Below are 22,317 nucleotides of genomic sequence, written 5' to 3'. Positions count from 1 at the left end.
CACCGGGACTTTACCCGTCATCCCGGCGCAGGCCGGGATCCAGTGGCGATGACGCTTGTTCGAGCGGTACGGTCGCTGGATTCCGGCCTACGCCGGAATGACGGGCAGGAGGGCAGATGGATCAGGTGATGCCTTACGCCGCGGCGTGGCGCGCGAACTGCGCCTCCTCCGTCGAACCCTTCAGCGCCGTGGTCGACGACTGGCCTTGCTGGATCGTCTGCGTCACCGCGTCGAAGTAGCCGGTGCCCACCTCGCGCTGGTGCTTCACTGCGGTGAAGCCGCGTTCGGCGGCGGCGAACTCCCGTTCCTGCAGTTCCACGAAGGCGCTCATCTGGCGGCGCGCGTAGCCGTGCGCGAGGTCGAACATGCCGTAGTTGAGGCTGTGGAAGCCGGCCAGCGTGATGAACTGGAACTTGTAGCCCATCGCGCCCAGCTCGCGCTGGAACTTGGCGATGGTGCTGTCGTCGAGGTTCTTCTTCCAGTTGAAGCTGGGCGAGCAGTTGTAGGCGAGCAGCTTGTTCGGAAACTGCCTGCGGATCGCCTCGGCGAACTGGCGCGCTTCCTCCAGGTTGGGCTTGCTGGTCTCGCACCACACCAGGTCGGCGTAGGGCGCGTAGGCGAGGCCGCGGCTGATCGCCTGCTCCAGCCCGGGGCGCACGCGGAAGAAACCTTCCACGGTGCGTTCGCCGGTGACGAAGGGCTTGTCGTTGTCGTCGATGTCGGAGGTGAGCAGGTCGGCGGCATCGGCGTCGGTGCGCGCCACGATCAGGGTGGGCACGCCGGCCACGTCGGCGGCGAGGCGTGCGGCGGTGAGCTTGTCCACCGCTTCGCGGGTGGGCACCAGCACCTTGCCGCCCATGTGGCCGCACTTCTTCACGCTGGCGAGCTGATCCTCGAAGTGCACGCCCGCGGCGCCGGCCTCGATCATCGCCTTCATCAGCTCGAAGGCGTTGAGCACGCCGCCGAAGCCGGCCTCGGCGTCGGCCACGATGGGCGCCAGCCAGTCGATGCCGTCCTGGCCCTCGGCGTGGTGCAGCTGGTCGGCGCGCAGCAGGGTGTTGTTGATGCGCTTCACCACCTGCGGTACGGAGTTCGCGGGGTAGAGCGACTGGTCGGGGTACATCTCGCCGGCGAGGTTGGCGTCGGCGGCGACCTGCCAGCCGCTCAGGTAGATGGCCTTCAGTCCGGCCTTCACCTGCTGCATCGCCTGGTTGCCGGTGAGCGCGCCCAGCGCGTTGACGAAATCCTCCTCGTGCAGGCTCTTCCACAGGCGTTCGGCGCCGTGGCGGGCCAGCGAGTGCTCGACGGCCACGGTGCCGCGCAGGCGCACCACGTCGGCGGCGCCGTAGTTGCGGCGGATGCCGGCCCAGCGGGGGTTGTTGTTCCAGTCCAGTTCGAGCTGTTCGGCGGTGGGCAGGGTGGTTTTCATGGCAAGGCTCCGCGGTTTCTGAGCCCCTCTCCCGGCGGGAGAGGGGTTGGGGTGAGGGTTCGGTTCAAGCGAAATGCTTGGCGTTAGCCGAACCCTCATCCGCCCTTCGGGCACCTTCTCCCGAAGGGAGAAGGGAGAGAGATTCAAAGCTGCTCGTAGGCGGGCAAGGTGAGGAAATCGGCCAGCGTGTCGGCGTGGATCAGTGCGGAGATCAGCTTCGCCGCCGCCCCCATGCGCGCCGCGCCGGGTACGTCGCTGTCGCGCAGGCGATGGGCGTGGCGCACCAGGGCGTGGTCGAACAGCGCGAAGTCGATCGGCGCGTGATCGGGGAATTCCAGGCCGCCCCTGGTCGGCGTCCCGCCGGCCGGAGCATCGGCATGGTGCAGCCATTGCCACAGCTGCGCGCGCGCGATCTCGGCGGTGGCGGCGTCTTCCATCAGGTGATGGATCGGCACGCAGCCCTGGCCGTCCAGCCACGCGGCGGTGTAGCGCAGGCACACCTCGACGTTGTTGTCGAAGCCGGCGCGGGTGATGGTGCCACTGCATGGCGCCAGCAATTGCTCGCGGCTCACGCGCACGTCGTCGCGCTCCACGTCGCGCTGGTTGGGCTCGGGCATGTATTCGTCGAACACTGCCTGTGCCACCGGCACCAGCGCGGGGTGCGCCACCCAGGTGCCGTCGTGGCCGGCCTTGACCTCGCGCAGCTTGTCGGCGCGCACCTTGGCCAATGCGGCTTCGTTCGCGGTCGCGTCGCCCTTGATCGGGATCTGCGCCGCCATGCCGCCCATCGCGAACGCGCCGCGCCGGTGGCAGGTCTGGATCAGCAGCTCCGAATACGCCTTCAGGAAGGGCACCGTCATCAGCACCTGGCTGCGCTCGGGCAGCAGGCGGTCGCGGTGGCCGCGCAGGGTCTTCAGGTAGGAGAAGATGTAGTCCCAGCGCCCGCAGTTGAGGCCCACGGCGCGCGACTGCAGCGCGTGCAGGATCTCGTGCATCTGGAACGCGGCGGGCAGCGTCTCGATCAGCACGGTCACCTTCATGCTGCCGGGCGGGATGTCCAGCTCGGCTTCCGCGTGCGCCATCACGTCGTCCCACAGCGCGGCTTCTTCCATGCACTCCAGCTTGGGCAGGTAGAAGTACGGGCCGAGGTCACGGCGGTGCAGGGCGCGCGCGTTGTGGAAGGCGTACAGGCCGAAGTCCACCAGCGCGCCGGCCATGGTCTCGCCGTCCACGGTGAGGTGGCGCTCCGGCAGATGCCAGCCGCGCGGGCGCACCACCAGCACCGCGGGGTTCGCGTTCACGCGGTAGTGCTTGCCCTCGGGCGAGGTGTAGTCGAGCTTGCCGGCCACCGCGTCGCGCAGGTTGATCTGGCCGTCCAACTGGTTGGCGAAGCTGGGCGCGGAGGAATCCTCGAAGTCCGCCATGAACACCTTCGCGCCGGAGTTCAGCGCGTTGATGATCATCTTGCGCTCCACCGGCCCGGTGATCTCCACGCGGCGGTCGCGCAGCGCGGGCGGGATCGGGCCCACCGTCCAGTCCGACTCGCGGATCGCGGCGGTGTCGGCACGGAAGTCCGGCAGCTCGCCGGCGTCCCAGCGCGCTTGCCGCTCGCGGCGGGCGGCCAGCAGTTCGCGGCGGCGGCCGTCGAAGCGGCGGTGCAGGTCGGCGAGGAAGGCCAGTGCCTGCGGGTCGAGGATCGCCTGCTGGGCAGGGCTGGGCTGGGCGTGCAGCTGCACGGCTTCGGTGGCGAGGCGTTCGCGGGGCAAGGCCATGGTCGACTCCGGTCGTTGGGCGACTCGAAGCTAGGCCATGGATTTACAGTTTGACAAAGCAAATGTTTCAATTTTTGCTATTGTCATGGTCAATATGAAATGCAAGTCATTGACATGAAAGAACGTATAGCCCCGACAAAGGCAACGAAATCGCCCAGGAAACCGCGCGGCGGCGCAGCAAAAAAGCGTACGCCGGCGCATGGTTTGGCGAACGAAGCCGCCCGTTTCTACTACAAGGGCAACCGCCACAAGCAGCTGCGAGCCTTCGTGGCCACGGTGAAACTGGGCACGCTGAGCCGCGCCGCCGAGGCGCTGTATCTGTCCCAGCCTTCGGTGAGCCTGCAGCTGCAGGCGCTGGAGCGCGAACTGGGCACGACCCTGCTGGAACGCCGCCGCCGCCGCATCAACCTCACCGACGCGGGCGAGGCGCTGTACGAACTGGCGCGTCCGCTGGTGGAGGGCTGGGACAACCTCGACCGCGATTTCCAGGCCAGGGTGCAGGGCCTCACCGCCGGCCGGCTCACCATCGCCGCCGGCACCTCCACGATCCAGTACCTGCTGCCGGAGCTGGTGCGCCGCTACCGCGAGCGCCATCCCGCCGTGCACCTGCAGCTCGCCAACGTCACCGGCAAGGACGGCATGGCGATGCTGCGCGAGGACAAGGCGGATTTCGCCGTGGGCTCGATGCTGGACGTTCCGCACGACATCGCCTGGGCGCCGGTGCGCCAGTACGACCCCATGCTGATCCTGCCGCCCGGCCACCCGCTGGCGGAGAAGGCGGAAGTCGCGCTGGCGGATCTCTCGCCCTACGGCCTGATCCTGCCGCCGCAGCGGCTGTCCACCTACCGGCAGGTGGATCTGGTGTTCCAGCAGAACCAGGTGCCCTACCAGGTGGCGATCGAGGTGGGCGGCTGGGACGTCATCAAGGAGTACGTGGCGATGGGCTTAGGGATATCCATCGTCACCGGCATCTGCATCACCGACGCCGACCGCGAGCGTCTGGTCGTGCGCAACATGTCGCGCTGGTTCCCGCAGCGCAGCTACGGCGTGGTGATGCGCAAGGGCAAGTTCCTCAGCGCCGAAGCGCGCGCCTTCATCGATCTGATCCGGCCGGGGTTGCTGACCTACCGCGACTACGACGAGCCGGGGCATTCGGGGCGGTGATGCGTCCGGGTGCTGGCCTTTTGCCGCACGCCTACACCCCGTGGTACTTGCCCTTGAACGGCGAATACCACGCCCGCAGCCGCTCGACGTCGGCCACCATGTCGCCAGTGGTATCGAACAGCGGGCCGAGCCGGATGGTCTTGTCGGGGTAGTTGAAGGCGACGGGAAACACCGGCACGCCGGCGTCGTGGGCGATGCGCCAGAAGCCGCTTTTCCACCGCGCTACCGGGCGGCGCGTGCCTTCGGGGGCGATGCCCAGCCACAGCGTCGGCTGCCGGCCGAAGCGTTCGACCATCTGCTCCACCATGCCGGCGGCGGCGCCGCGGTCGATGGGGATGCCGCCGAGCTTGACCAGCAGGGTGCCCAGCGGGCCGCGGAACAGTTCGCGCTTGGCCATGAAGTTGACGTCGGCACCGATGGCGGCCTTGATCAGCAGGCCCCAGATGCCGTCCCACCACGAGGAATGCGGCGCGGCGATCAGCACCAGTTTCGGCACGTCGGGAAACTCGCCGGCCAGGCTCCAGCCGCTGAGGTGCAGTACGCCGCGGCACAGCCTGCGCTGCCACGTGTCGCGCAGGTGGGGCATGTGCGGCGGCAGCTGCGATGGCGCGAAAACCGTCCCCTTCATTCGTACCCCGGCTTCCTGGTGCGCAGTTGCTTCAGCTTGCCGCGCTGCTGCTTGCCGGCGAGGCGGCGCTCCTTGGAGGCGCGGGTGGGCTTGGTCGCCACGCGCTTCTTCGGCACGATCAGCGCGCCGCGGATGATTTCGACCAGCCGCTCGCGCGCGTCGTCGCGGTTGCGGCCCTGGTCGCGGAAGCGGCGCGCCTGGATCACCAGCACGCCTTCGTCGGTGAGCCGGCGGTCGCGTCGCGCTAGCAGGCGTTCGCGCAGCGGTTCCGGCAGCGTGGGCGAGCGCGCCACGTCGAAGCGCAGCTCCACCGCGCTCTCGGTGCGGTTCACGTGCTGGCCGCCCGGGCCGTCGGCGCGCAGGAAGCGCTCGGCCAGTTCGGATTCGGGCAGGGCAAGGGTGTGGCTGATGGTCAGCATGCGGGGAGTGTAGGGGATGGCACAGGCGAAAGAGGGGCATGTATCCGTTCGGGCTGAGCGTAGCGCCGCAGGCGCGAAGTCGAAGCCGCGCCTTGTCCTTCGACTCCGCTTCGCTACGCTCAGGACGAACGGGGCTCGGGCGTGGGAAGCGCCCAACCGAAGCGTTCGAGCACGCCGGCGTATTCGCGATCCAGCGGCGCCTGCAGCGCCATCGGCTCGCCGCTCACGGGATGGCGGAAATCCAGCTTCCACGCGTGCAGCAGCATGCGGTGGCAGGCGAAGTGCTGCTTGTAGAGGCGGTTGTGGTCGCCGCGGCCGTGCTGGCAGTCGCCGATCACCGGGTGGTGGATGTGCGCGAGGTGCTTGCGGATCTGGCGGAAGCGGCCGCTCTCCGGCTCGGCCAGCAGCAGGGCATAGCGTTGCTGCGGGTAGCGGCCGAGCTCGATCGGCACTTCCACCGTGGCGAGGCGGCGGTAGCGCGTGCGCGCCTCGCGGCGCGGGCCGGTGTCGCGCGAACCGGGCAATGCGTAATCGATCACGCCTTCGTCCGGTTCCGGCCAGCCGCGCACGACGACGAGGTATTGCTTGCGCACGTCGCGGCCCATGAACTGCTCGCCCAGCGCGGCGGCGACTTCGCTCGACCGCGCCACCAGCAGCACGCCGCTGGTGGCGCGGTCGAGCCGGTGTGCGAGGTAGACGCTGCCGCCTACCTGCTCGCGCAGCACGTCCACGAGGTATTCCTCGGCGTCGTTCACCATCTTCGAGCGGTGCACGGGCAGGCCTGCGGGCTTGTTCACCGCGATCAGGGCGTCGTCCTGGTGGAGTATGTCGAGCATGGGTTGTATCGCCGAGTTGGCTCGTCATTCCGGCGCAGGCCGGAATCCAGCGGCTGCATGGCTTACACATGCGTGGTCGCCACTGGATCCCGGCCTGCGCCGGGATGACGGTGAGGATTTACGAGCGGCGCGGCCAGCCGGCAAGAAAGGCGAGCGCGCCAACAACCGCCGTGATGGCGGGCGGCCACATACCCAACGTCGTCGCCTGCGACCACAGGATCGCGCTGCTTGCCAGCAGGCTGCCGCCCAGCAGCCCGAAGGCCAGCGTGCGCCGGCCGCGCCGCGCATCCTGGCGTTGTTGGGCGAGCAATTGCGGATCGGCCAGCTGGCGCAGTTCGCCTTTGGCTGCCTGGCCCAGCGCGCCGTGCACCAGCTCGGGCAGTTGCGGTGCGAGGTGGAACCACTCGGGCAGCCGCCTGCGCACCTCGCGCAGGGTGCGCAGCGGGCTGTAGCGCTCGCGCAGGATGCGCTTGAGCACCGGATGCGCCACCGCCCAGATGTCGATCTCGGGATCGAGCATGCGGCCCACGCCCTCGATGTTGAGCAGGGTCTTCTGCAGCAGGATCAGCTGCGGCTGCAGGGTCAGCTCGAAGCGGCGCGCGGTCTGGAACAGCTTCACCACCAGCTCGGCCAGCGAGATCTGCGACAGCGGGCGGGTGAAGTACGGCTCGCACACCGTGCGCACGGCGGCTTCCAGTTCGTCCAGCCGCACGGTGGCGGGCATCCAGCCGGCGTCCACGTGCAGCTTGGCGATGCGCGCGTAGTCGCGCTCGAACAGCGCGATGAAGTTTTGCGCCAGCCAGTACTGGTCGGCCTCGGGCAGCGAGCCCATGATGCCGAAGTCCAGCGCGATGAAGCGCGGCTCGGTGGGGCGCGTGGCATCCACCCAGATGTTGCCGGGGTGGGCGTCGGCGTGGAAGAAGTTGTCGCGGAACACCTGCTCGTAGAACACCCGCACGCCCTTGGCGGCCAGCGCCTTGCGGTCGATGCCGGCGGCGTCGATGGCGGCGACGTCGTCGCTGCTGATGCCGTGCACGCGCTCCAGCGTGAGCACGCGCTGCGCGGTGAGATCCCAATGCACCTCGGGCACGTAGAGGTCGACCCCACTGGCGAAGTTGCGCCGGAGCAGGCTGGCGCTGGCGCCTTCGCGCTGCAGATCCAGCTCGTTCTCCAGCATCTTCTCCACTTCCGCCACCACGTCGAGCGGGCGGATCTTGTCGGCGTTGGGGTGCCAGCGATTCGCCAGCTCGCCCAGCGAGCGCAGCAGCTTCACGTCGCGCGCGATCCGCGCGTCGATGCCGGGACGCAGCACCTTCACCACCACGGCGCGGCCGTCGGGCAGCTCGGCGGCGTGCACCTGGGCGATGGAGGCGGAGGCCAGCGGCGTTTCGTCGAAACGGACGTATAGACGGCCGACTGGCGCCTTCAGTTCGCGCTCCACGATGGCACGCGCCTCGCTGCCGGGGAAGGGCGCTACCTGATCCTGCAGCAGCGCCAGTTCGTCGGCGATGTCCGCGGGCACCAGGTCGCGGCGGGTGGACAGCACCTGTCCGGCCTTGACGAAGATCGGCCCCAGCTCGGTGAGCGCGAGGCGCAGCCGTGCGCCGCGCGGCAGCCCGCGCACGTCCATGGCGGGGCGGCCCAGCAGCGGACGCACCAGTTTCAGCGGACGGAACAGGTGGGCGGCGTCCACCAGTTCGTCGAGCCGGTAGCGCAGCAGCACGGCGGCGACACGCAGCAGGCGCGGCACGACGGCAAGCGAGGTCATGCGCCCGCTCCCTTGGCGTGATTCCCCTTGACGCCAGCCCCCTTGATGCGCGCTTCGAGCCGGGCCAGCCGCGCCTCCAGCCGCTCGCCGCGGTCGCGCAGCGCGTCCACGCCGTCGAGGAAGGCTTCCGCCTCGCCGGGCGCCAGCGCGAGGCGCGATTCGTCGCGCAGCCATGCGGCGCCATCCTCGGTGAGATGGGCGGCGGTTTCCTTGGCGTGGATCAGCGCCTTGCGCACGGCGCGCGCCAGCGGCACGCCGAGCACGTCGCCGAAGCTGCGCGCGAAGGCTTCCTCGAAATCGGGGGCGAACTGGCTGGCGAGTTTTTCCAGCCGGCGCGCGAGGTCGGCGTCGCCGGCGATCTCCACCTTGCCCGGCGCCACGCCGTCGTCACCGCGGCGCAGCGCCATCGCCAGCAGGCTGCCCGGCGTGGCGGCCACGCGCAGCGTGCTGGCGGCGGTTTCGCCGTCGTCCGGCGGGCCCACGCGCAGGCGGCCTTCCTCCACGTTCACGGCCAGCGCCAGTTCCGGCCCGCGCAGGTGCAGCAGCACGCGGCGGCCGTTGAGGCCGGCGAGTTTCTGCTGCGTGTCGGGATCGAGCGACAGCGTGTGGTTGAGCGCGGTTTCCAGCGCGCGTGCGGCAAGCCTGCGCAGCGGCGCGGGCAGCCAGGCGTTTGGGGCGGGGGAAGTCATCCGCCGATTGTAGCGGCGTGTCGTAGCGGCGTGGCCGCCTACGCGCGGCCCGCCGGCGAGGGCGCGCGCGCCAGTGCCCACACGTCCACCCGCTGTGCGCCGGCATGCTTCAGCGCGCGGGTGCACTCCGCGAGGGTGGCGCCGGTGGTCATCACGTCGTCGAGGATCGCCACGTGCGCGGGCAGCGCGGTGCCAGCGCGCACGGCGAAGGCGCCGCGCACGTTGCGGCGGCGCGCGGCGGCGTCGAGTTCGGTCTGCGCCGCGGTGTCGCGGCGGCGCAGCAGCAGGTCGTGGCGCAGCGGCACGCCGAGCTGGCGCGCCAGTGGCTTCGCGAGTTCCAGCGCCTGGTTGTAGCCGCGCTGGCGCAGGCGATCGCGATGCAGCGGCACCGGCAGCAGCAGGCCGGGCTTAGCCAGCGGCATGGCTTCGCGTTGCCACAGCGTCGCCAGTGCGCGGCCGGCGGCAAGGTCGCGGCCGAACTTGAAGCGCGCTTCAAGCCGATCCAGCGGCCAGTCGTAGCGGAATGGCGCCCACGCCGCGTCCCACGGTGGTGCATGGCGCTGGCATTCGCCGCACAGCGCGGCGGGCACGGCCAACGGCAGGGCGCAGCGTGCGCAGCAAGTGCGGTTGCGCGGCAGTTCGGCGGCGCAGGCGGCGCACAGATCCACGCCGTCCGCGCCCGCTGCGCTGCACAGCAGGCAACGCGGCGGCAGCAGCCAATGCAGGAAACGATGCGGGAATCGCCGCAGACTCGCCTTGTCCATGTGCCCTCCTTTCGTGCCGCTCGATGGTAGCGGCAAGGCGATTGACGCACGTCACGGCAGTCCGGCACGGCAGTCGTACACTCGACCATGGCCGGTGGCAACCGCGCCGGCGTCGTACTCGTCCGCAACCGCTCATCCGCTTCGGGAGACCTCGCATGATCGTGTCAGACGGCGACAAATCCACCCATGCTTCGACCTGGCCGGCGGCAGCCGGCACTGCGCTGCGCGTGGCCTTCGGCATCATCTGGGCGGTGGGCGCCGCGCTGACGTGGACGTCCGATTTCGCCAGCCATTACGTGGGCTACCTGCACAACGCCGCCACCGGGCAGCCGGCGTGGTCGGCCTGGTGGTTCCAGCTGTGGATCGGGCTGGTCACGCCGCACGCGGGCTTCTTCGTCTGGGCCACGCGGATCGCCGAGACCGCACTGGCGCTGGCGCTGCTGCTGGGCTTCGCGCGCAAGCTCACCTACATCGCCGGCCTCCTGTTCAGCCTGCTGGTCTGGAGCACCGCCGAAGGCTTCGGCGGTCCTTATTCGGTGGGCGCGCACAACATCGGCGCGGCGATCAGCTACGTGCTGGTCTTCGCGGCCCTGATCGTCATCGACCTGCGCTCCGGCCCCGGCCCCTACAGCCTCGACTACCTGATCGAGAGCCGCTGGCCGGGCTGGCGCAAGTTCGCCGGCTCGAACGAAAAGATTCCTCTCGGCCAGGCGCAGCCCCTGCCGTGGCGCGTGCAGGCGCCGGCGCTGGCCGGCGTGCTGCTGCTGGTGGCGCTGCTGCTGGCAGGCCTGCACAGCGCGCTGAACGTGAAGTCGGCCAGCCCGGAGGCGGCGGCCGCGGCCGTGACGCCGCTGTCGCTGGCCTCCAGCCAGCCCGTCGAGAAAGCCCGCGACGCGCGCCTGCCGCCGCTGCAGGAAGGCGACAGCGCGGCGGTGAACATCGACGTCTCCGACCAGAGCGTGGAAATCGCCAGTGGCGTGCAGTACCAGGCGTGGACGTTCGGCAAGAGCGTGCCCGGCCCGGTGATCCATGTGCGCCAGGGGCAGACGGTGAACGTGGTGCTCACCAACCACGGCACCATGCAGCACTCGATCGACTTCCACGCCGCGATCACGCCGCCCAGCCTGCACTACGTGGACATCATGCCGGGCGAGTCGATCAGGTTCTCGTTCGTGGCCAGGGTGCCGGGCGCCTTCCTCTACCACTGCGGCACGCCGCCGGTGCTGCTGCACATCGCCAACGGCATGTACGGCGCGATCGTCGTCGACCCGGCCACGCCGCTGCCGCCGGCGCAGGAGAGCTACGTGCTGGTGCAGGGCGAGTGGTATACCCAGCAGGTGGCCGGCAAGCTGATGGCCGCCGACTTCGACAAGGCGCGGGCGATGCGGCCGGACGAGGTGGTGTTCAACGGCACCGCCTTCCAGTACCGCGACCATCCGCTCACCGCCAGGCCCGGCGACCGCGTGCGCCTGTACGTGGTGAACGCCGGCCCCAGCCTGTGGAGCGCCTTCCACGTGATCGGCGCGATCTTCGACAAGGTTTATCCGGGCGGCAATCCCGCGCAGGCGATCGACGGCGTTTCCACCTGGTCGGTGGGCCCGGGTGAGGGCGCGGTGTTCGACCTCACGCTGGACGAACCGGGCAAGTACGCCTTCGTGGATCACTCCATGGCGCACATGATGCTGGGCGCGCAAGGCGTGCTGCAGATCGAGCAGCCGGCAGGCACCACGGCGGCCAAGCCGGACATCAGCCAGGCTTCCGCCCCGGCGGCTGCGCCCGCACCGGCTGCCCCGGCTGCGCCTGCCGGCCCGTACGCGTTCGACGCCGCGCGCGGTGCCTCGCTGTACGCCGCCAACTGCGCGGCCTGCCACCAGGCCACCGGCATGGGCCTGCCCGGCGCGTTCCCGCCGCTCAAGGACAACCCGGCAGTGCTCAGCGACGACCCCTCCAAGCAGATCGCCGTGATCCTCGACGGCCTGCACGGCGAGGCCATCAACGGCACCAGCTACCCCAGCGTGATGCCGCCGTTCGGCGCCACCCTGAGCGATGCCGACATCGCCGACATCGCGAACCACGAGCGCAGCTCGTGGGGCAACCAGGCCAAGGCCATCACCGCCGAGCAGGTGAAGGCGGCCAGGGGCAAGTGAACAGAGGCGGCGAGGCGCGCCCTGGTGCGCCCCGTCTTGCCCGGGCAACGGCTTCGGGCGGGCATCTGGCGGCTTCCGTCAACCTGATTGCCGGCGATCCAGGTTGACGGTGGCTGGCGCGCCTCCCACACTTCGCGGCCTCAGCCACGGAGCCACCCCATGTCCGAAGCCCACGTCCGCCACGACTGGAGCCGCGAGGAAGTCGCCGCCCTGTTCGCGCTGCCGTTCAACGAGTTGCTGCATCGTGCGCACACCGTGCACCGCACGTACCACGACGAGAACGCCGTGCAGGTGTCCACCCTGCTCTCGATCAAGACCGGCGGCTGCCCCGAGGACTGCGCCTACTGCCCGCAGGCGGCGCGCTACGACACCGGCGTGCAGGCGCAGAAGCTGATGGAAGTCGACGCCGTGCTGGAACGCGCCAAGGCCGCCAAGGCCGCCGGCGCCAGCCGCTTCTGCATGGGCGCGGCGTGGCGCGGGCCGAAGGATCGCGACATTCCCAAAGTGGCGGAGATCGTGCGCGCGGTGAAGGATCTGGGCCTGGAAACCTGCGCCACGCTGGGCCTGCTCGGCGACGGCCACGCGCAGCAGCTCAAGGACGCCGGCCTCGACTACTACAACCACAACATCGACACCGCGCCGGAGTTCTACGGCGAGATCATCCACACCCGCGAATACCAGGATCGCCTGACCACGCTGGAGCAGGTGCGCGACGCCGGCCTGAAGACCTGCTGCGGCGGCATCGTCGGCATGGGCGAGACGCGCGCGCAGCGCGCCGGCCTGTTGCAGGCACTGGCCAACTTGCCCGAGCACCCGCACTCGGTGCCGATCAACCAGCTGGTGCCGGTGCCGGGCACGCCGCTGGGCAACGCGGAGAAGCTCGACCCGTTCGAGTTCGTGCGCACCATCGCGGTGGCGCGCATCCTGATGCCGCTGTCCGTCGTGCGCCTCTCGGCGGGCCGCCAGCAAATGGACGACGCGGTGCAGGCGCTGTGCTTCCACGCCGGTGCCGGTTCGATCTTCTACGGCGAGAAGCTGCTCACCACCGGCAACCCGGACACCGAGCACGACCGCGCGCTGTTCCGCCGGCTCGACCTGCACGCGATGGAAGTGGTGGAGGAAGCGGGCACGGTGCATGCGGACATCATGGAGGACGCCGCCGCCTGCTGCGGCAGTGGTTGCGGCTGCAGCGCAGCGGCGTGATTGCCACGCCATTTCAACGCCGTCATCCCGGCGAAGGCCGGGATCCAGTGACTCCAGCCTTGTCGCTGGATAAGGGCCCTGGATCCCGGCCTTCGCCGGGATGACGATCAAAAGCTCGACAGACCCATGACCCGCCCCGACCTGCTCGAGCGCTTGGCCGTCCAGACGGCCGAACGCGAAAACGCCAGCCTGCGCCGCCGCCTGCGCGTGGTCGAGCATGCCGAAGGCCCGTGGCTGGAAAGCGACGGATGCCGCCTGCTCGGCTTCTGCAGCAACGACTACCTCGGCCTGGCCCAGCACCCGCAGCTGATCGCCGCGCTCAAGCGTGCCGCCGCCGACGAGGGCGTGGGCAGCGGCTCGGCGCACCTGGTCTGCGGCCATCGCCGCGAGCACGCGCAACTGGAGGAGGTGCTGGCCGAGTGGATGGGGCGCGAGCGCGCCCTGCTGTTCTCCACCGGCTACATGGCCAACCTGGGCACGATGCAGGCCCTGCTCGCGCAGGGCGACGCATGCGTGCAGGACAAGCTCAACCACGCCTGCCTGCTCGACGGCGCGCGGCTGGCCGGCGCCGAACTGAAGCGTTATCCGCACGCCGACGTCCAGGCGGCCGCACGCCAGTTGCAGAGCCGACCGCAGGCCGCCGCGCTGCTCGCCACCGATGGCGTGTTCAGCATGGACGGCGACGTGGCGCCGCTGGCCGCACTCGCCGCGCTGTGCGCGCGCGAGCACGCCACGCTGATGGTGGACGACGCGCACGGCCTGGGCGTGCTGGGCGAGGAGGGTGCGGGCAGCGTACGCGCCGCCGGACTCGGCCAGCGCGAGGTGCCTGTGCTGATGGCCACGCTGGGCAAGGCGCTGGGCTGCAGCGGCGCCTTCGTGGCCGGCTCCGCCGCGCTGATCGACGGGCTGGTGCAGTTCGCGCGGCCCTACGTCTACACCACCGCGATGCCGCCGGCATTGGCCGCGGCGGCTTGCGCCGCGGTGGAAATCGCGCGCGGCGAAAACTGGCGCCGCGAGAAGCTGCAGGCGCTGATCGCACGCTTCCGTGCCGGCGCCGCGCAGCTCGGCCTGCCGCTGATGGCGTCGCCCAGCGCGATCCAGCCGCTGCTGCTGGGCGATGCGCAGGCCGCGCTGGATGCCGCGCAGGCGCTGGAACAACGCGGCCTGCTGGTCACCGCGATCCGCCCGCCCACGGTTCCGCAGGGGCAGGCGCGGTTGCGCATCACGCTCTCGGCCATGCACGAGGACGAACACGTCGATCAATTGCTGGACGCGCTGGCGCTGCTGCCGCGGCGGGCCGGCACGGGCGCCCCCGTATAATGGCGGGCCGCTGCGCCGCCTTGTCCCCATGAACATCGTCAACCTTTCCGCCTACCGCTTCGTCGCGCTGGACGACCTGCCCGCGCTGCGCGAGCGCGTGCTCGAACGCGCCGCCGCGCTGGCGCTGAAGGGCACCGTGCTGCTGGCGCCCGAGGGCATCAACCTGTTCCTCGCCGGCCCGCGCGAGGCGGTGGACGACTTCATGGCGTGGCTGCGCGGCGACGCGCGCTTCGACGGGCTGGAGGCGAAGGAATCGCTGTCCGAGGCCGTGCCGTTCGGCCGCCTGCGCGTGCGGCTGAAGCAGGAGATCATCACCATGCGCATGCCGGCGATCCGCCCCGCGGGCGGCCGCGCGCCGGCAGTGGACGCGCCCACGCTGAAGCGCTGGCTGGACAGCGGCCGCGACGACGACGGCCGCGAAGTGGTGATGCTGGACACGCGCAACGACTACGAGACCGACGTGGGCAAGTTCGCGCAGGCGGTGGACTACCGCCTCGCCAGCTTCACGGCGTTTCCCGAAGCCGTGGCCGCCGACCGCGCGCGCTACGCGGGCAAGACCGTGGTGTCGTACTGCACCGGCGGCATCCGCTGCGAGAAGGCCGCGCTGCACATGCAGGATCTGGGCATCGAGCACGTGCGCCAGCTCGAGGGCGGCATCCTGAAATACCTGGAACTCACCGACGGCGCGCACTGGCAGGGCGACTGCTTCGTGTTCGACGGGCGCGGCGCGGTGGGTGCCGACCTGCTTCCTGCAAGTGAGCTCCCTCTCCCCTCCGGGGAGAGGGCTGGGGTGAGGGGCCACGCTTGCGATGCACCTGCGTCGGAGCCGGCTCTGGACAGCGCTCCCGCAAGCACCCGCCCCTCACCTCAATCCTCTCCCCGAAGGGGAGAGGAGGCGAACGCAAGCAGCGCTTCATTTCATCGGAGCGTGGGGTGAGCCTCTACATCGAAAAGCTCGGCCGCGGCCCCGTGCCGCTGGTGCTGCTGCACGGCTGGGCGATGCACGGCGGCGTGCTGGCGCCGCTGGTGGAGGCATTGTCTGATCGCTGCACGATGCACGTGGTGGATCTGCCCGGCCACGGCTACTCGCGCCACTGCGGCCTGCCGCTGGAACCCTCCGCCTGCGCGGCGGCGATTGCGGCGGCCACGCCGCCGGCGCTCTGGCTGGGCTGGTCGCTGGGCGGCCTGATCGCGCTCACCGGCGCGCTGGAACAGCCGCAGCACGTGCGCGGCCTCGCCATGCTTTGCGCCACGCCGAGATTCGCGCGCGACGAAAGCTGGCCCTGGGGCAGCGACGCCACGCTGGTGCACCAGCTCGCGCTGGATCTGGAAGCCGACTACCACGCCACCATCGAGCGCTTCCTTGCGCTGGAGGCGATGGGCAGCCCCGACCCGCGCGCCGAACTGCGCGGCCTGCGCGAACTGGCCTTCGCGCGCGGCGAGCCGGAGCTGCGCGTGCTGCAGGAAGGCATCCGCATCCTGGAAACCCGCGACCTGCGCGCGCGCCTGCCCGAACTGCGCCAGCCGAACGCATGGATCGCCGGCCGCCGCGACCGGCTGGTGCCGCCGCAGGCGATGGAATGGTCGTCGCAGCAGGCGCAGGGCCGCTACGCGCAGGTCGAACACGCCGGCCACGCACCGTTCTTCACGCATGCGGACGAAGTGGCGCAGGCGCTGCAACCCTTGCTGGACAGTTTCAATGAGTAATTTCCGCCTCGACCGCGAGCGCGTGCGCCGCAACTTCGGCCGCGCCGCGCGCAGCTACGAAAAGCACGACGCCCTGCAGCGCGAAGTGCAGCAGTCGCTGCTGGAGCGTCTGGACGTCTATCTGGAAACGCCCGCGTGCGTGCTCGACGTGGGCGCCGGCACGGGCCGCGGCACCGCGCTGCTGAAGCAGCGCTACGCCAAGGCCGAGGTGGTCGCCGTCGATCTCGCGCTGCCGATGCTGCGCGAGGCGAAGGGGCACAGCGGCTGGCTCAAGCCGTTCCGCCGCGTCTGCGCCGAAGCCACCGCGCTGCCTTTCCCCGACCACAGCGTGGACGTGCTGCATTCCAACCTGTGCTTCCAGTGGATCACCGACCTCGCCGCGCTGTTCGGCGAATGCGCGCGCGTGCTGAAGCCGGGCGGACTGCTCGCCTTCACCACTTTCGGCCCCGACACGCTGAAGGAGCTGCGCGCGGCGTGGGCCGCGGCGGACGGCCATTCGCACGTGAGCCGCTTCCTCGACATGCACGACATCGGCGACGCGATGCTCAACGCCGGCCTGCGCGATCCGGTGCTGGACGTGGAGCGCTACATGCTCACCTACAGCGAGCCGCGCAAGCTGCTGGAGGAGCTGCGCGGCCTCGGCGCCACCCACGCCGACGCCGCGCGCGAACGCCACCTCACCGGCAAGTCGCACTACCGCGCCATGCTCGCCGCCTACGAGGCGATGCGCATCGACGGCCGCATTCCCGCGACGTGGGAAGTGGTGACCGCGCACGCCTGGGGCCCGCCGCCGGGGCAGTCGCGGCGCATGGCCGGCGGCGGCGAGATGGCCAGCTTCTCGGTGGACAGCCTGCGCGGATCGCGGCGGCGCTGAGCGCTGGCGCGGTTCAATCGCGCGCGCGTACCCCGGCCAGCCGCGCCAGCCTCAGCTCCAGCCATCGGCTCACGTCCGGCCATTCGTGGTCGAGGATGGAATAGCACACGGTGTGGCGCAGGCTGCCGTCGGGACGGCGCTTGTCGTTGCGCAGCACGCCGTCGCGGTGGGCGCCGAGGCGCTCGATGGCGCGCTGCGAATCGAGGTTGCGGTGGTCGGTGTGCAGCACCACGGCCGCGCAGCGCAGCGCGTCGAAGGCGTGCGCCAGCAGCAGGCGCTTGCAGGCAGTGTTGAGGTGGCTTTTCTGCCAGCGCTTGGCGTACCACGTGTAGCCGATCGCCAGCCGCGGCAGCTCGGGCACGATGTCGTAGTAGCGGGTGGTGCCGACGATCTCGCCGCTGCCCAGTTCGCGCACCGCGAACGGCAGCATCGCACCGTCGCGCTGGCCGGCCAACGCCTTCTCCACGTAGGCGCGGGCTTCGCCGGGGGCGGGCGCGCTGGTGAACCACAGCTTCCACAGTTCGCCGTCCGCGGCCGCGGCTTCCAGCGCGGGGACGTGGTCGAGCGTCAGCGGTTCCAGCGCGATGTGCTCGTCGCGCAGCAGGATGGGTTCGGCGAAGGTCGTCATGCGTCGAGGTCGGGGATCAGCTTGCTTTCCAGCCGCGCGATGTGGTCTTTCAGCAGCAGCTTGCGCTTCTTCAGCCGGGTGAGCTGCAGTTCGTCGCGGCCGAGGGAGCTGGCCAGCTGGTTTATCGCGGCGTCGAGGTCGCGGTGCTCCTGCCTCAATTCGGCAAGCAACTGGGCGGTTTCGGCGGGATCCTGCATGGCGGCACGCGACGTGGACGATCCGCTTAGTGTAGCGCCGCGGGACGGGGGCAGGCAGGCGGGTACAATGGGCGATCCACCACTGCCGTGCCTGCCATGTCCGCGCTGCCCGAATCCGCCGCCACGCCCGCCGCCGAGGTCGAGCACCTCGCCACGCGGCTGCGCCACCAGGTCGGCAAGGCGATCACGGATTTCCGCATGATCGAGGACGGCGACAAGGTGATGGTGTGCCTGTCCGGCGGCAAGGATTCCTACACCTTGCTGGACATGCTGCTGCAGCTGCAGGCGAAGGCGCCGGTGCGCTTCGGGCTGATCGCGGTGAACCTCGACCAGAAGCAGCCGGGCTTCCCGGAACACGTGCTGCCGGAATACCTGACCTCGCGCGGCGTGCCGTTCCACATCATCGAGCAGGACACCTACAGCACGGTGACCCGGGTGATCCCGCAGGGCAAGACCATGTGCAGCCTGTGCTCGCGGCTGCGGCGCGGCTCGCTGTACACCTGGGCGGCGGCGAACGGCATCACCAAGATCGCGCTGGGCCACCACCGCGACGACATCCTCGCCACCTTCTTCCTCAACCTGTTCCACCAGGCCAGCCTGAAGGCGATGCCGCCCAAGCTGCGTTCGGACGACGGCCGCCACGTGGTGATCCGCCCGCTGGCGTATTGCCGCGAGAGCGAGATCGCCGAATACGCCGCCCTGAGGGAATTCCCCATCATTCCCTGCAACCTGTGCGGCTCGCAGGAGAACCTGCAGCGCAAGCAGGTGCGGCGCATGCTGGACGAGTGGGAGCGCGAGCATCCCGGCCGCAGCGAGACGATGTTCCGCGCGCTGGGCAACGTGGCGCCGTCGCAGCTGGCCGACCGCAGGCTGTTCGATTTCGGGGCCTTGAGCGCAGGCGGCGCCGAAATCTGACATCATGGGCCGTTCGTCCGTATGGACGTCCATACTTCCATTTGAAATTACATCCGAATCAGCAGCGAGGAATCACGTGTCCATCTTTGCTTCCATGGCCATGGCGCCGGGCGATCCCATCCTCGGCCTCACCGAAACCTATCTCGCCGACCCGCGCAAGGAGAAGGTGAACCTCGGCGTGGGCATCTACGTGGACGAGCAGGGCAAGGTGCCGGTGCTGGACGCGGTGCGCCAGGTGGAACAGGCGCTGGCGCGCGACGAGCAGCCGCGCAGCTACCTGCCCATCGACGGTCTACCCGCGTACAACCGCGCCACGCAGCAGCTGCTGTTCGGCGAGGGCGCGCCCATCCTCGAAGCGGGCCGCGTGGCCACCGCGCAGACCATCGGCGGCAGCGGCGCGCTGCGCGTGGGCGCCGACCTGCTCAAGAAGGTGCTGGGCGACAAGGCGAAGCTGGCGATCAGCAACCCCAGCTGGGGCAACCACCACGTGGTGTTCCGCACCGCCGGCTTCCAGCTGATCGACTACCGCTATTACGACGACGCCAGCCATGGCCTCGACTTCGCCGGCATGCTGGAGGATCTCGGCAAGCTGGAGCCCGGCACCGTGGTGCTGCTGCACGCCTGCTGCCACAACCCCACCGGCGTGGATCTGGACGCCGCGCAGTGGGCGCAGGTGGTGGCGCTGATGAAGGATCGCGGCCTGCTGCCCTTCGTCGACATGGCCTACCAGGGCTTTGACAAGGACGCGGTCGCGGATGCCACCGCGGTGCGCCTGCTGGCGGACTCGGGCATTCCCGCCTTCGTGGTGGCGAACTCCTACTCCAAGTCGTTCTCGCTGTACGGCGAGCGGGTGGGCGCGCTGAGCTTCGTGGGCGCCGACCGCGACGAGGCCGCGCGCCTGCTGTCCAACATCAAGACCACCATCCGCGCCAACTACTCCAGCCCCGCCACGCACGGCGCCAGGCTGGTGGCCGGCGTGCTGGACAGCGCCGAGCTGCGCGCGCTGTGGGAGCGCGAGCTGGGCGAGATGCGGGGCCGCATCCACGCGATGCGCGCGGCCTTCGTGGACAAGCTCGCTGCGCTGGGCGCACCGGACTTCGGCTTCATCAACCGGCAGGCAGGCATGTTCTCGTATTCTGGCCTGAGCAAGGCGCAGGTGGATCGCCTGCGCGAGGAGTTCGCGATCTACGCGCTTTCCAGCGGACGCATTTGCGTGGCTGCGCTCAACACCGGCAATATCGACTACGTGACCAAGGCCGTCGCGGCCGTGTGCCGCTGATTGCGTTGTCCGTCGTTCCGGCGAAGGCCGGAACCCAGTGCCTTGGTGGCCGGAAAGTCGCTGGATCCCGGCTTGCGCCGGGATGACGAGCAGGTTTTTGCTCCGGCCGGACTCGTACCGGATTCTGCATGTTCTTCCGCAACCTCACCCTGTTCCGCTTTTCCCCCGCCGTCGCCGACGACCTGAAGCGCCTCGACGAGGCGTTGGGCGAACACCGCCTGCGCCCCTGCGGCCCGCTGGAGATGTTCACCAAGGGCTTCGTGCCGCCGGTCGGCCGTGGCGACGAGGCGCCGCTCACCCACGTGGTGAAGCATTGCACCATGGTCACCGTGGGCGGCGAGGACAAGCTGCTGCCCGCCGCGGTGGTCAACGACGAGCTGCAGCGCAAGGTGCGCAAGATCGCCGAGGAGGAAGGCCGCAAGGTGGGCGGGCGCGAACGCAAGCGGCTGAAGGAAGACCTGCTCACCGAGCTGCTGCCGCGCGCCTTCGTGCGCACGTCGCGGCTCTCCGCCTACGTGGACACCCAGCACGGCTGGCTGGTGCTGGACACCTCCAGCCGCAAGAGCGCGGAGAACGCGCTCAGCCAGATCCGCGAGGCGCTGGGCAGCTTCCCCGCCGTGCCGCTGGCGCCGGAGGAAGGCCCGCGCGTGCTGATGACCGACTGGCTCGCCAACGGCACGCTGCCCGCCGGCCTCGCGCTGGGCGACGAAGTGGAACTGCGCGACCCGGCCACCGCCACCGGCGCCATCGCCAAGTGCCGCCGCCAGGATCTCGATGCGGAAGAGGTGAAGGAGCACCTGCGCAACGGCAAGCAGGTGTTCCAGCTCGGCCTGGTGTTCGACGACCGCATGAGCTTCGTGCTGGGCGAAGACCTGATCGTGCGCAAGCTGAAGTTCCTCGACGTGGTGATGGACGAGCTGGGCGACAGCCACGAAGACGCCCAGGCCGAGGCCGACGCCGGGTTCGCCCTGCTCACCCTGGAACTGGAGCGTCTGCTGGCCAAACTGGAGGAATGGTTCGGCCTGCCGCGTCCCGCAGACGCGTGAGACTGGCTTCAGGCAAGGGTTTGCGGGCGGCATGACCCGCGGCCCTTGCGCCGGGGCGTAGTCCCCGCCGCATACTGTCCGTCCGGGCCGGCCAGTTGGCTGGGCCCGGCCGTACAGGCAGCAGGATCATGGCGCAGCATCTCGAAGGCGACTGGCTGGAACTGGCGACCGCAGGCGGCAGCACCATCCGCGTGCTCAAGGCCGCCCACCCGCGTGCGCGGCGCTTGCGCCTCACCGTCACGCCCAAGGGCGCGCGCGTCACCTATCCCGACGGCACCCATCCCGCCCAGGTCAGCGCCTTCCTGCGCCACCACGCCGACTGGCTGGAGCAGAAGCTCGACGAGCTGAACCTGGTCGTGAAGCCGCTGCCGCCGTTGCGCGTGGGCCACGCCACCACGTTGCCGCTGCGCGGCGAGGAAGTCGCGCTGGACTGGGACGAGGGCGCCTACCCGAAAGTCGAGGCATCCGCCGACGGCCTCATCCTGGTGATCCCGCGCCCGCACACCCGCGCCCTGCTGGTGGCGCGCGGTCTGCTGGCCTCGCATTTCGAGACGCTGATCCGCCGCGACGTGTCGCGTTGGCTGGCGTTCTACGTGCCGCAGCTCGGCCTCGCCCCCACCGCGCTGAAAGTGCGCCCGATGAAGAGTCTGTGGGGTAGCCTCGACACCCGCGACCGTATCAACCTCGACCTCGCGCTGGCGCTGGCGCCGCCCGCCGCGCTGCGCTACGTGCTGGTGCACGAACTCTGCCACCTCAAGGTGCGCAGCCACGCCCCGCGCTTCTGGGCACAGGTGGAGCAACTGATGCCCGAGTGGCGCGAGCAGCGTAACTGGCTGCGCACGCACGGCGCCACGTTGAAGGCGGAGCTGGATCGGCTGGTGGCAGACGTGGCGGATTGAGGTGCCTGGAGTGGAGGCGCATGCCACGCTGTGGCGAATCACTCAGGCACGTTTGCAGTCTATGTGCTCCGGTGTGCCGTTGATCGAATAGTCGGACTGCCGGCGCTCAAGCCCCAAAGGCAGTGCTTTGAATACCTTTATTTCCGCGTTCTGCCCGTAGTAAACCGCGCGGCACGCCAGATCGCCTTGACGCACCTGCAGATCCGGCTCGCTCCAAGGGTAAAACGCCAGACTCATGCCGAGAAACCACAGCCCTGCCAAGTAAATGCTTGCTGAAACGATGGTTGCGAGAACAGCCAGGGCGCGGCCTCGGATTTGTCGCGCCCACGCAAGCGCCAGAAAGACACTACCGGTCACGGTGATGAATACCGTCAGTACGTTCGCCGCCAGCGAGACGAACGAGATATGCGTCATCAGCGCCAGCGCTACCACACACCAGAGTATTGCCACTCCTGATAGGGCGCTGCGCATTGATTTCTTTTTTCTGGTTCAGGGTCGATCCCCGAATTATTTTCTTGCGGCATGGCTTGGCCATGGACGGAAAATGTCCGCAATCGGCCGAGGCGGGTGGTTGGGCATATGAGCCGCCTGACAGCCGTCACTCGATCAGGTCGCGGCAGCGGCGCATGCTAG

The 22,317-nt window shown here is 69.7% G+C and carries 22 protein-coding genes; 11 read left to right on the top strand and 11 right to left on the bottom strand.

The features are described 5' to 3' along the window. Positions 1–133: 133 nt before the first annotated feature. Both aceA and aceB read right to left on the bottom strand, forming a co-directional pair. Complete coding sequence (gene aceA / locus ACZ5Z2_RS16770; RefSeq protein ID WP_464759708.1) at positions 134–1,429, bottom strand: isocitrate lyase; 1,296 nt, start codon at positions 1,427–1,429, stop codon at positions 134–136. A gap of 143 nt (positions 1,430–1,572) precedes the next feature. Next, entirely contained in the window at positions 1,573–3,201 is a 1,629-nt protein-coding gene (gene aceB / locus ACZ5Z2_RS16765) for a malate synthase A (protein WP_464759707.1), read from the bottom strand. A gap of 114 nt (positions 3,202–3,315) precedes the next feature. Here aceB and ACZ5Z2_RS16760 point away from each other — a divergent pair, with 114 nt between their 5' ends. Further along, positions 3,316–4,365, top strand: coding sequence for a LysR family transcriptional regulator (locus ACZ5Z2_RS16760; protein WP_464759706.1), 1,050 nt, complete (start codon positions 3,316–3,318; stop codon positions 4,363–4,365). Between the two features lie 31 nt (positions 4,366–4,396). Here the strand turns inward: ACZ5Z2_RS16760 and ACZ5Z2_RS16755 are convergent, their stop codons facing one another. The 6 genes from ACZ5Z2_RS16755 to ACZ5Z2_RS16730 form a co-directional block, all read right to left on the bottom strand. After that, entirely contained in the window at positions 4,397–4,993 is a 597-nt protein-coding gene (locus tag ACZ5Z2_RS16755; protein WP_464759705.1) for a 1-acyl-sn-glycerol-3-phosphate acyltransferase, read from the bottom strand. Next, positions 4,990–5,412 (bottom strand): alternative ribosome rescue aminoacyl-tRNA hydrolase ArfB, encoded by a 423-nt coding sequence (arfB, locus tag ACZ5Z2_RS16750; RefSeq protein WP_464759704.1) that lies wholly within the window; start codon positions 5,410–5,412, stop codon positions 4,990–4,992. The genes ACZ5Z2_RS16755 and arfB overlap by 4 nt, the downstream gene beginning before the upstream one ends. A 119-nt stretch (positions 5,413–5,531) precedes the next feature. Beyond that, positions 5,532–6,248 (bottom strand): pseudouridine synthase, encoded by a 717-nt coding sequence (locus tag ACZ5Z2_RS16745; RefSeq protein WP_464759703.1) that lies wholly within the window; start codon positions 6,246–6,248, stop codon positions 5,532–5,534. A 118-nt stretch (positions 6,249–6,366) separates the two neighbouring features. Further along, positions 6,367–8,016: a ubiquinone biosynthesis regulatory protein kinase UbiB gene (gene ubiB / locus ACZ5Z2_RS16740; protein ID WP_464759702.1), complete on the bottom strand. Its 1,650-nt coding sequence runs from the start codon at positions 8,014–8,016 to the stop codon at positions 6,367–6,369. After that, positions 8,013–8,705, bottom strand: coding sequence for a ubiquinone biosynthesis accessory factor UbiJ (locus tag ACZ5Z2_RS16735; RefSeq protein ID WP_464759700.1), 693 nt, complete (start codon positions 8,703–8,705; stop codon positions 8,013–8,015). Before ACZ5Z2_RS16735 ends, ubiB begins: the two co-directional genes overlap by 4 nt. A 38-nt stretch (positions 8,706–8,743) precedes the next feature. Further along, positions 8,744–9,469 carry a ComF family protein gene (locus ACZ5Z2_RS16730; RefSeq protein ID WP_464759699.1) on the bottom strand — a complete coding sequence of 242 codons (726 nt, stop codon included), beginning with the start codon at positions 9,467–9,469 and terminating at the stop codon, positions 8,744–8,746. 155 nt (positions 9,470–9,624) lie between these two features. On the opposite strand from ACZ5Z2_RS16730, the gene ACZ5Z2_RS16725 reads away from it, so the two are divergent. The 6 genes from ACZ5Z2_RS16725 to bioC all read left to right on the top strand — a co-directional run bounded on the left by ACZ5Z2_RS16725 (position 9,625) and on the right by bioC (position 16,720). Beyond that, complete coding sequence (locus tag ACZ5Z2_RS16725; RefSeq protein WP_464759698.1) at positions 9,625–11,616, top strand: multicopper oxidase domain-containing protein; 1,992 nt, start codon at positions 9,625–9,627, stop codon at positions 11,614–11,616. A 159-nt stretch (positions 11,617–11,775) separates the two neighbouring features. After that, positions 11,776–12,819, top strand: a complete 1,044-nt coding sequence (gene bioB / locus ACZ5Z2_RS16720; protein ID WP_464759697.1) for a biotin synthase BioB — start codon at positions 11,776–11,778, stop codon at positions 12,817–12,819. A 126-nt stretch (positions 12,820–12,945) separates the two neighbouring features. After that, a complete protein-coding gene (gene bioF / locus ACZ5Z2_RS16715; RefSeq protein WP_464759696.1) occupies positions 12,946–14,139 on the top strand; it encodes an 8-amino-7-oxononanoate synthase in 1,194 nt (397 codons plus the stop codon). A 28-nt stretch (positions 14,140–14,167) separates the two neighbouring features. Beyond that, positions 14,168–15,076, top strand: a complete 909-nt coding sequence (locus ACZ5Z2_RS16710; RefSeq protein WP_464759695.1) for a sulfurtransferase — start codon at positions 14,168–14,170, stop codon at positions 15,074–15,076. Next, positions 15,073–15,846, top strand: coding sequence for a pimeloyl-ACP methyl ester esterase BioH (gene bioH / locus ACZ5Z2_RS16705; protein WP_464759694.1), 774 nt, complete (start codon positions 15,073–15,075; stop codon positions 15,844–15,846). Before ACZ5Z2_RS16710 ends, bioH begins: the two co-directional genes overlap by 4 nt. Next, positions 15,839–16,720 carry a malonyl-ACP O-methyltransferase BioC gene (gene bioC / locus ACZ5Z2_RS16700; RefSeq protein ID WP_464759693.1) on the top strand — a complete coding sequence of 294 codons (882 nt, stop codon included), beginning with the start codon at positions 15,839–15,841 and terminating at the stop codon, positions 16,718–16,720. The genes bioH and bioC overlap by 8 nt, the downstream gene beginning before the upstream one ends. Before the next feature lie 13 nt (positions 16,721–16,733). Here bioC and ACZ5Z2_RS16695 read toward each other — a convergent pair whose 3' ends face one another. After that, a complete protein-coding gene (locus ACZ5Z2_RS16695) occupies positions 16,734–17,348 on the bottom strand; it encodes a GNAT family N-acetyltransferase (protein ID WP_464759692.1) in 615 nt (204 codons plus the stop codon). After that, a complete protein-coding gene (locus ACZ5Z2_RS16690; protein WP_464759691.1) occupies positions 17,345–17,545 on the bottom strand; it encodes a YdcH family protein in 201 nt (66 codons plus the stop codon). Before ACZ5Z2_RS16690 ends, ACZ5Z2_RS16695 begins: the two co-directional genes overlap by 4 nt. A gap of 96 nt (positions 17,546–17,641) precedes the next feature. On the opposite strand from ACZ5Z2_RS16690, the gene ttcA reads away from it, so the two are divergent. From ttcA to ACZ5Z2_RS16670, 4 genes are all read left to right on the top strand, one after another. After that, the gene (gene ttcA / locus ACZ5Z2_RS16685) at positions 17,642–18,460 is read left to right on the top strand and encodes a tRNA 2-thiocytidine(32) synthetase TtcA (protein ID WP_464759690.1); all 819 of its coding nucleotides are present in this window, start codon (positions 17,642–17,644) and stop codon (positions 18,458–18,460) included. A gap of 76 nt (positions 18,461–18,536) precedes the next feature. Continuing rightward, positions 18,537–19,739, top strand: a complete 1,203-nt coding sequence (locus ACZ5Z2_RS16680) for an amino acid aminotransferase (protein WP_464759689.1) — start codon at positions 18,537–18,539, stop codon at positions 19,737–19,739. A gap of 128 nt (positions 19,740–19,867) precedes the next feature. Further along, positions 19,868–20,785, top strand: a complete 918-nt coding sequence (locus tag ACZ5Z2_RS16675; protein WP_464759688.1) for a recombination-associated protein RdgC — start codon at positions 19,868–19,870, stop codon at positions 20,783–20,785. 128 nt (positions 20,786–20,913) lie between these two features. Continuing rightward, a complete protein-coding gene (locus ACZ5Z2_RS16670) occupies positions 20,914–21,684 on the top strand; it encodes a M48 family metallopeptidase (protein WP_464759686.1) in 771 nt (256 codons plus the stop codon). Positions 21,685–21,726: 42 nt separating this feature from the next. Here ACZ5Z2_RS16670 and ACZ5Z2_RS16665 read toward each other — a convergent pair whose 3' ends face one another. Then, positions 21,727–22,155, bottom strand: a complete 429-nt coding sequence (locus ACZ5Z2_RS16665) for a hypothetical protein (protein ID WP_464759685.1) — start codon at positions 22,153–22,155, stop codon at positions 21,727–21,729. Between the last annotated feature and the right edge of the window lie 162 nt (positions 22,156–22,317).

The organism is Rhodanobacter sp. G1 (assembly GCF_055397855.1).
This window is presented reverse-complemented; position numbering and strand designations above follow the sequence as displayed.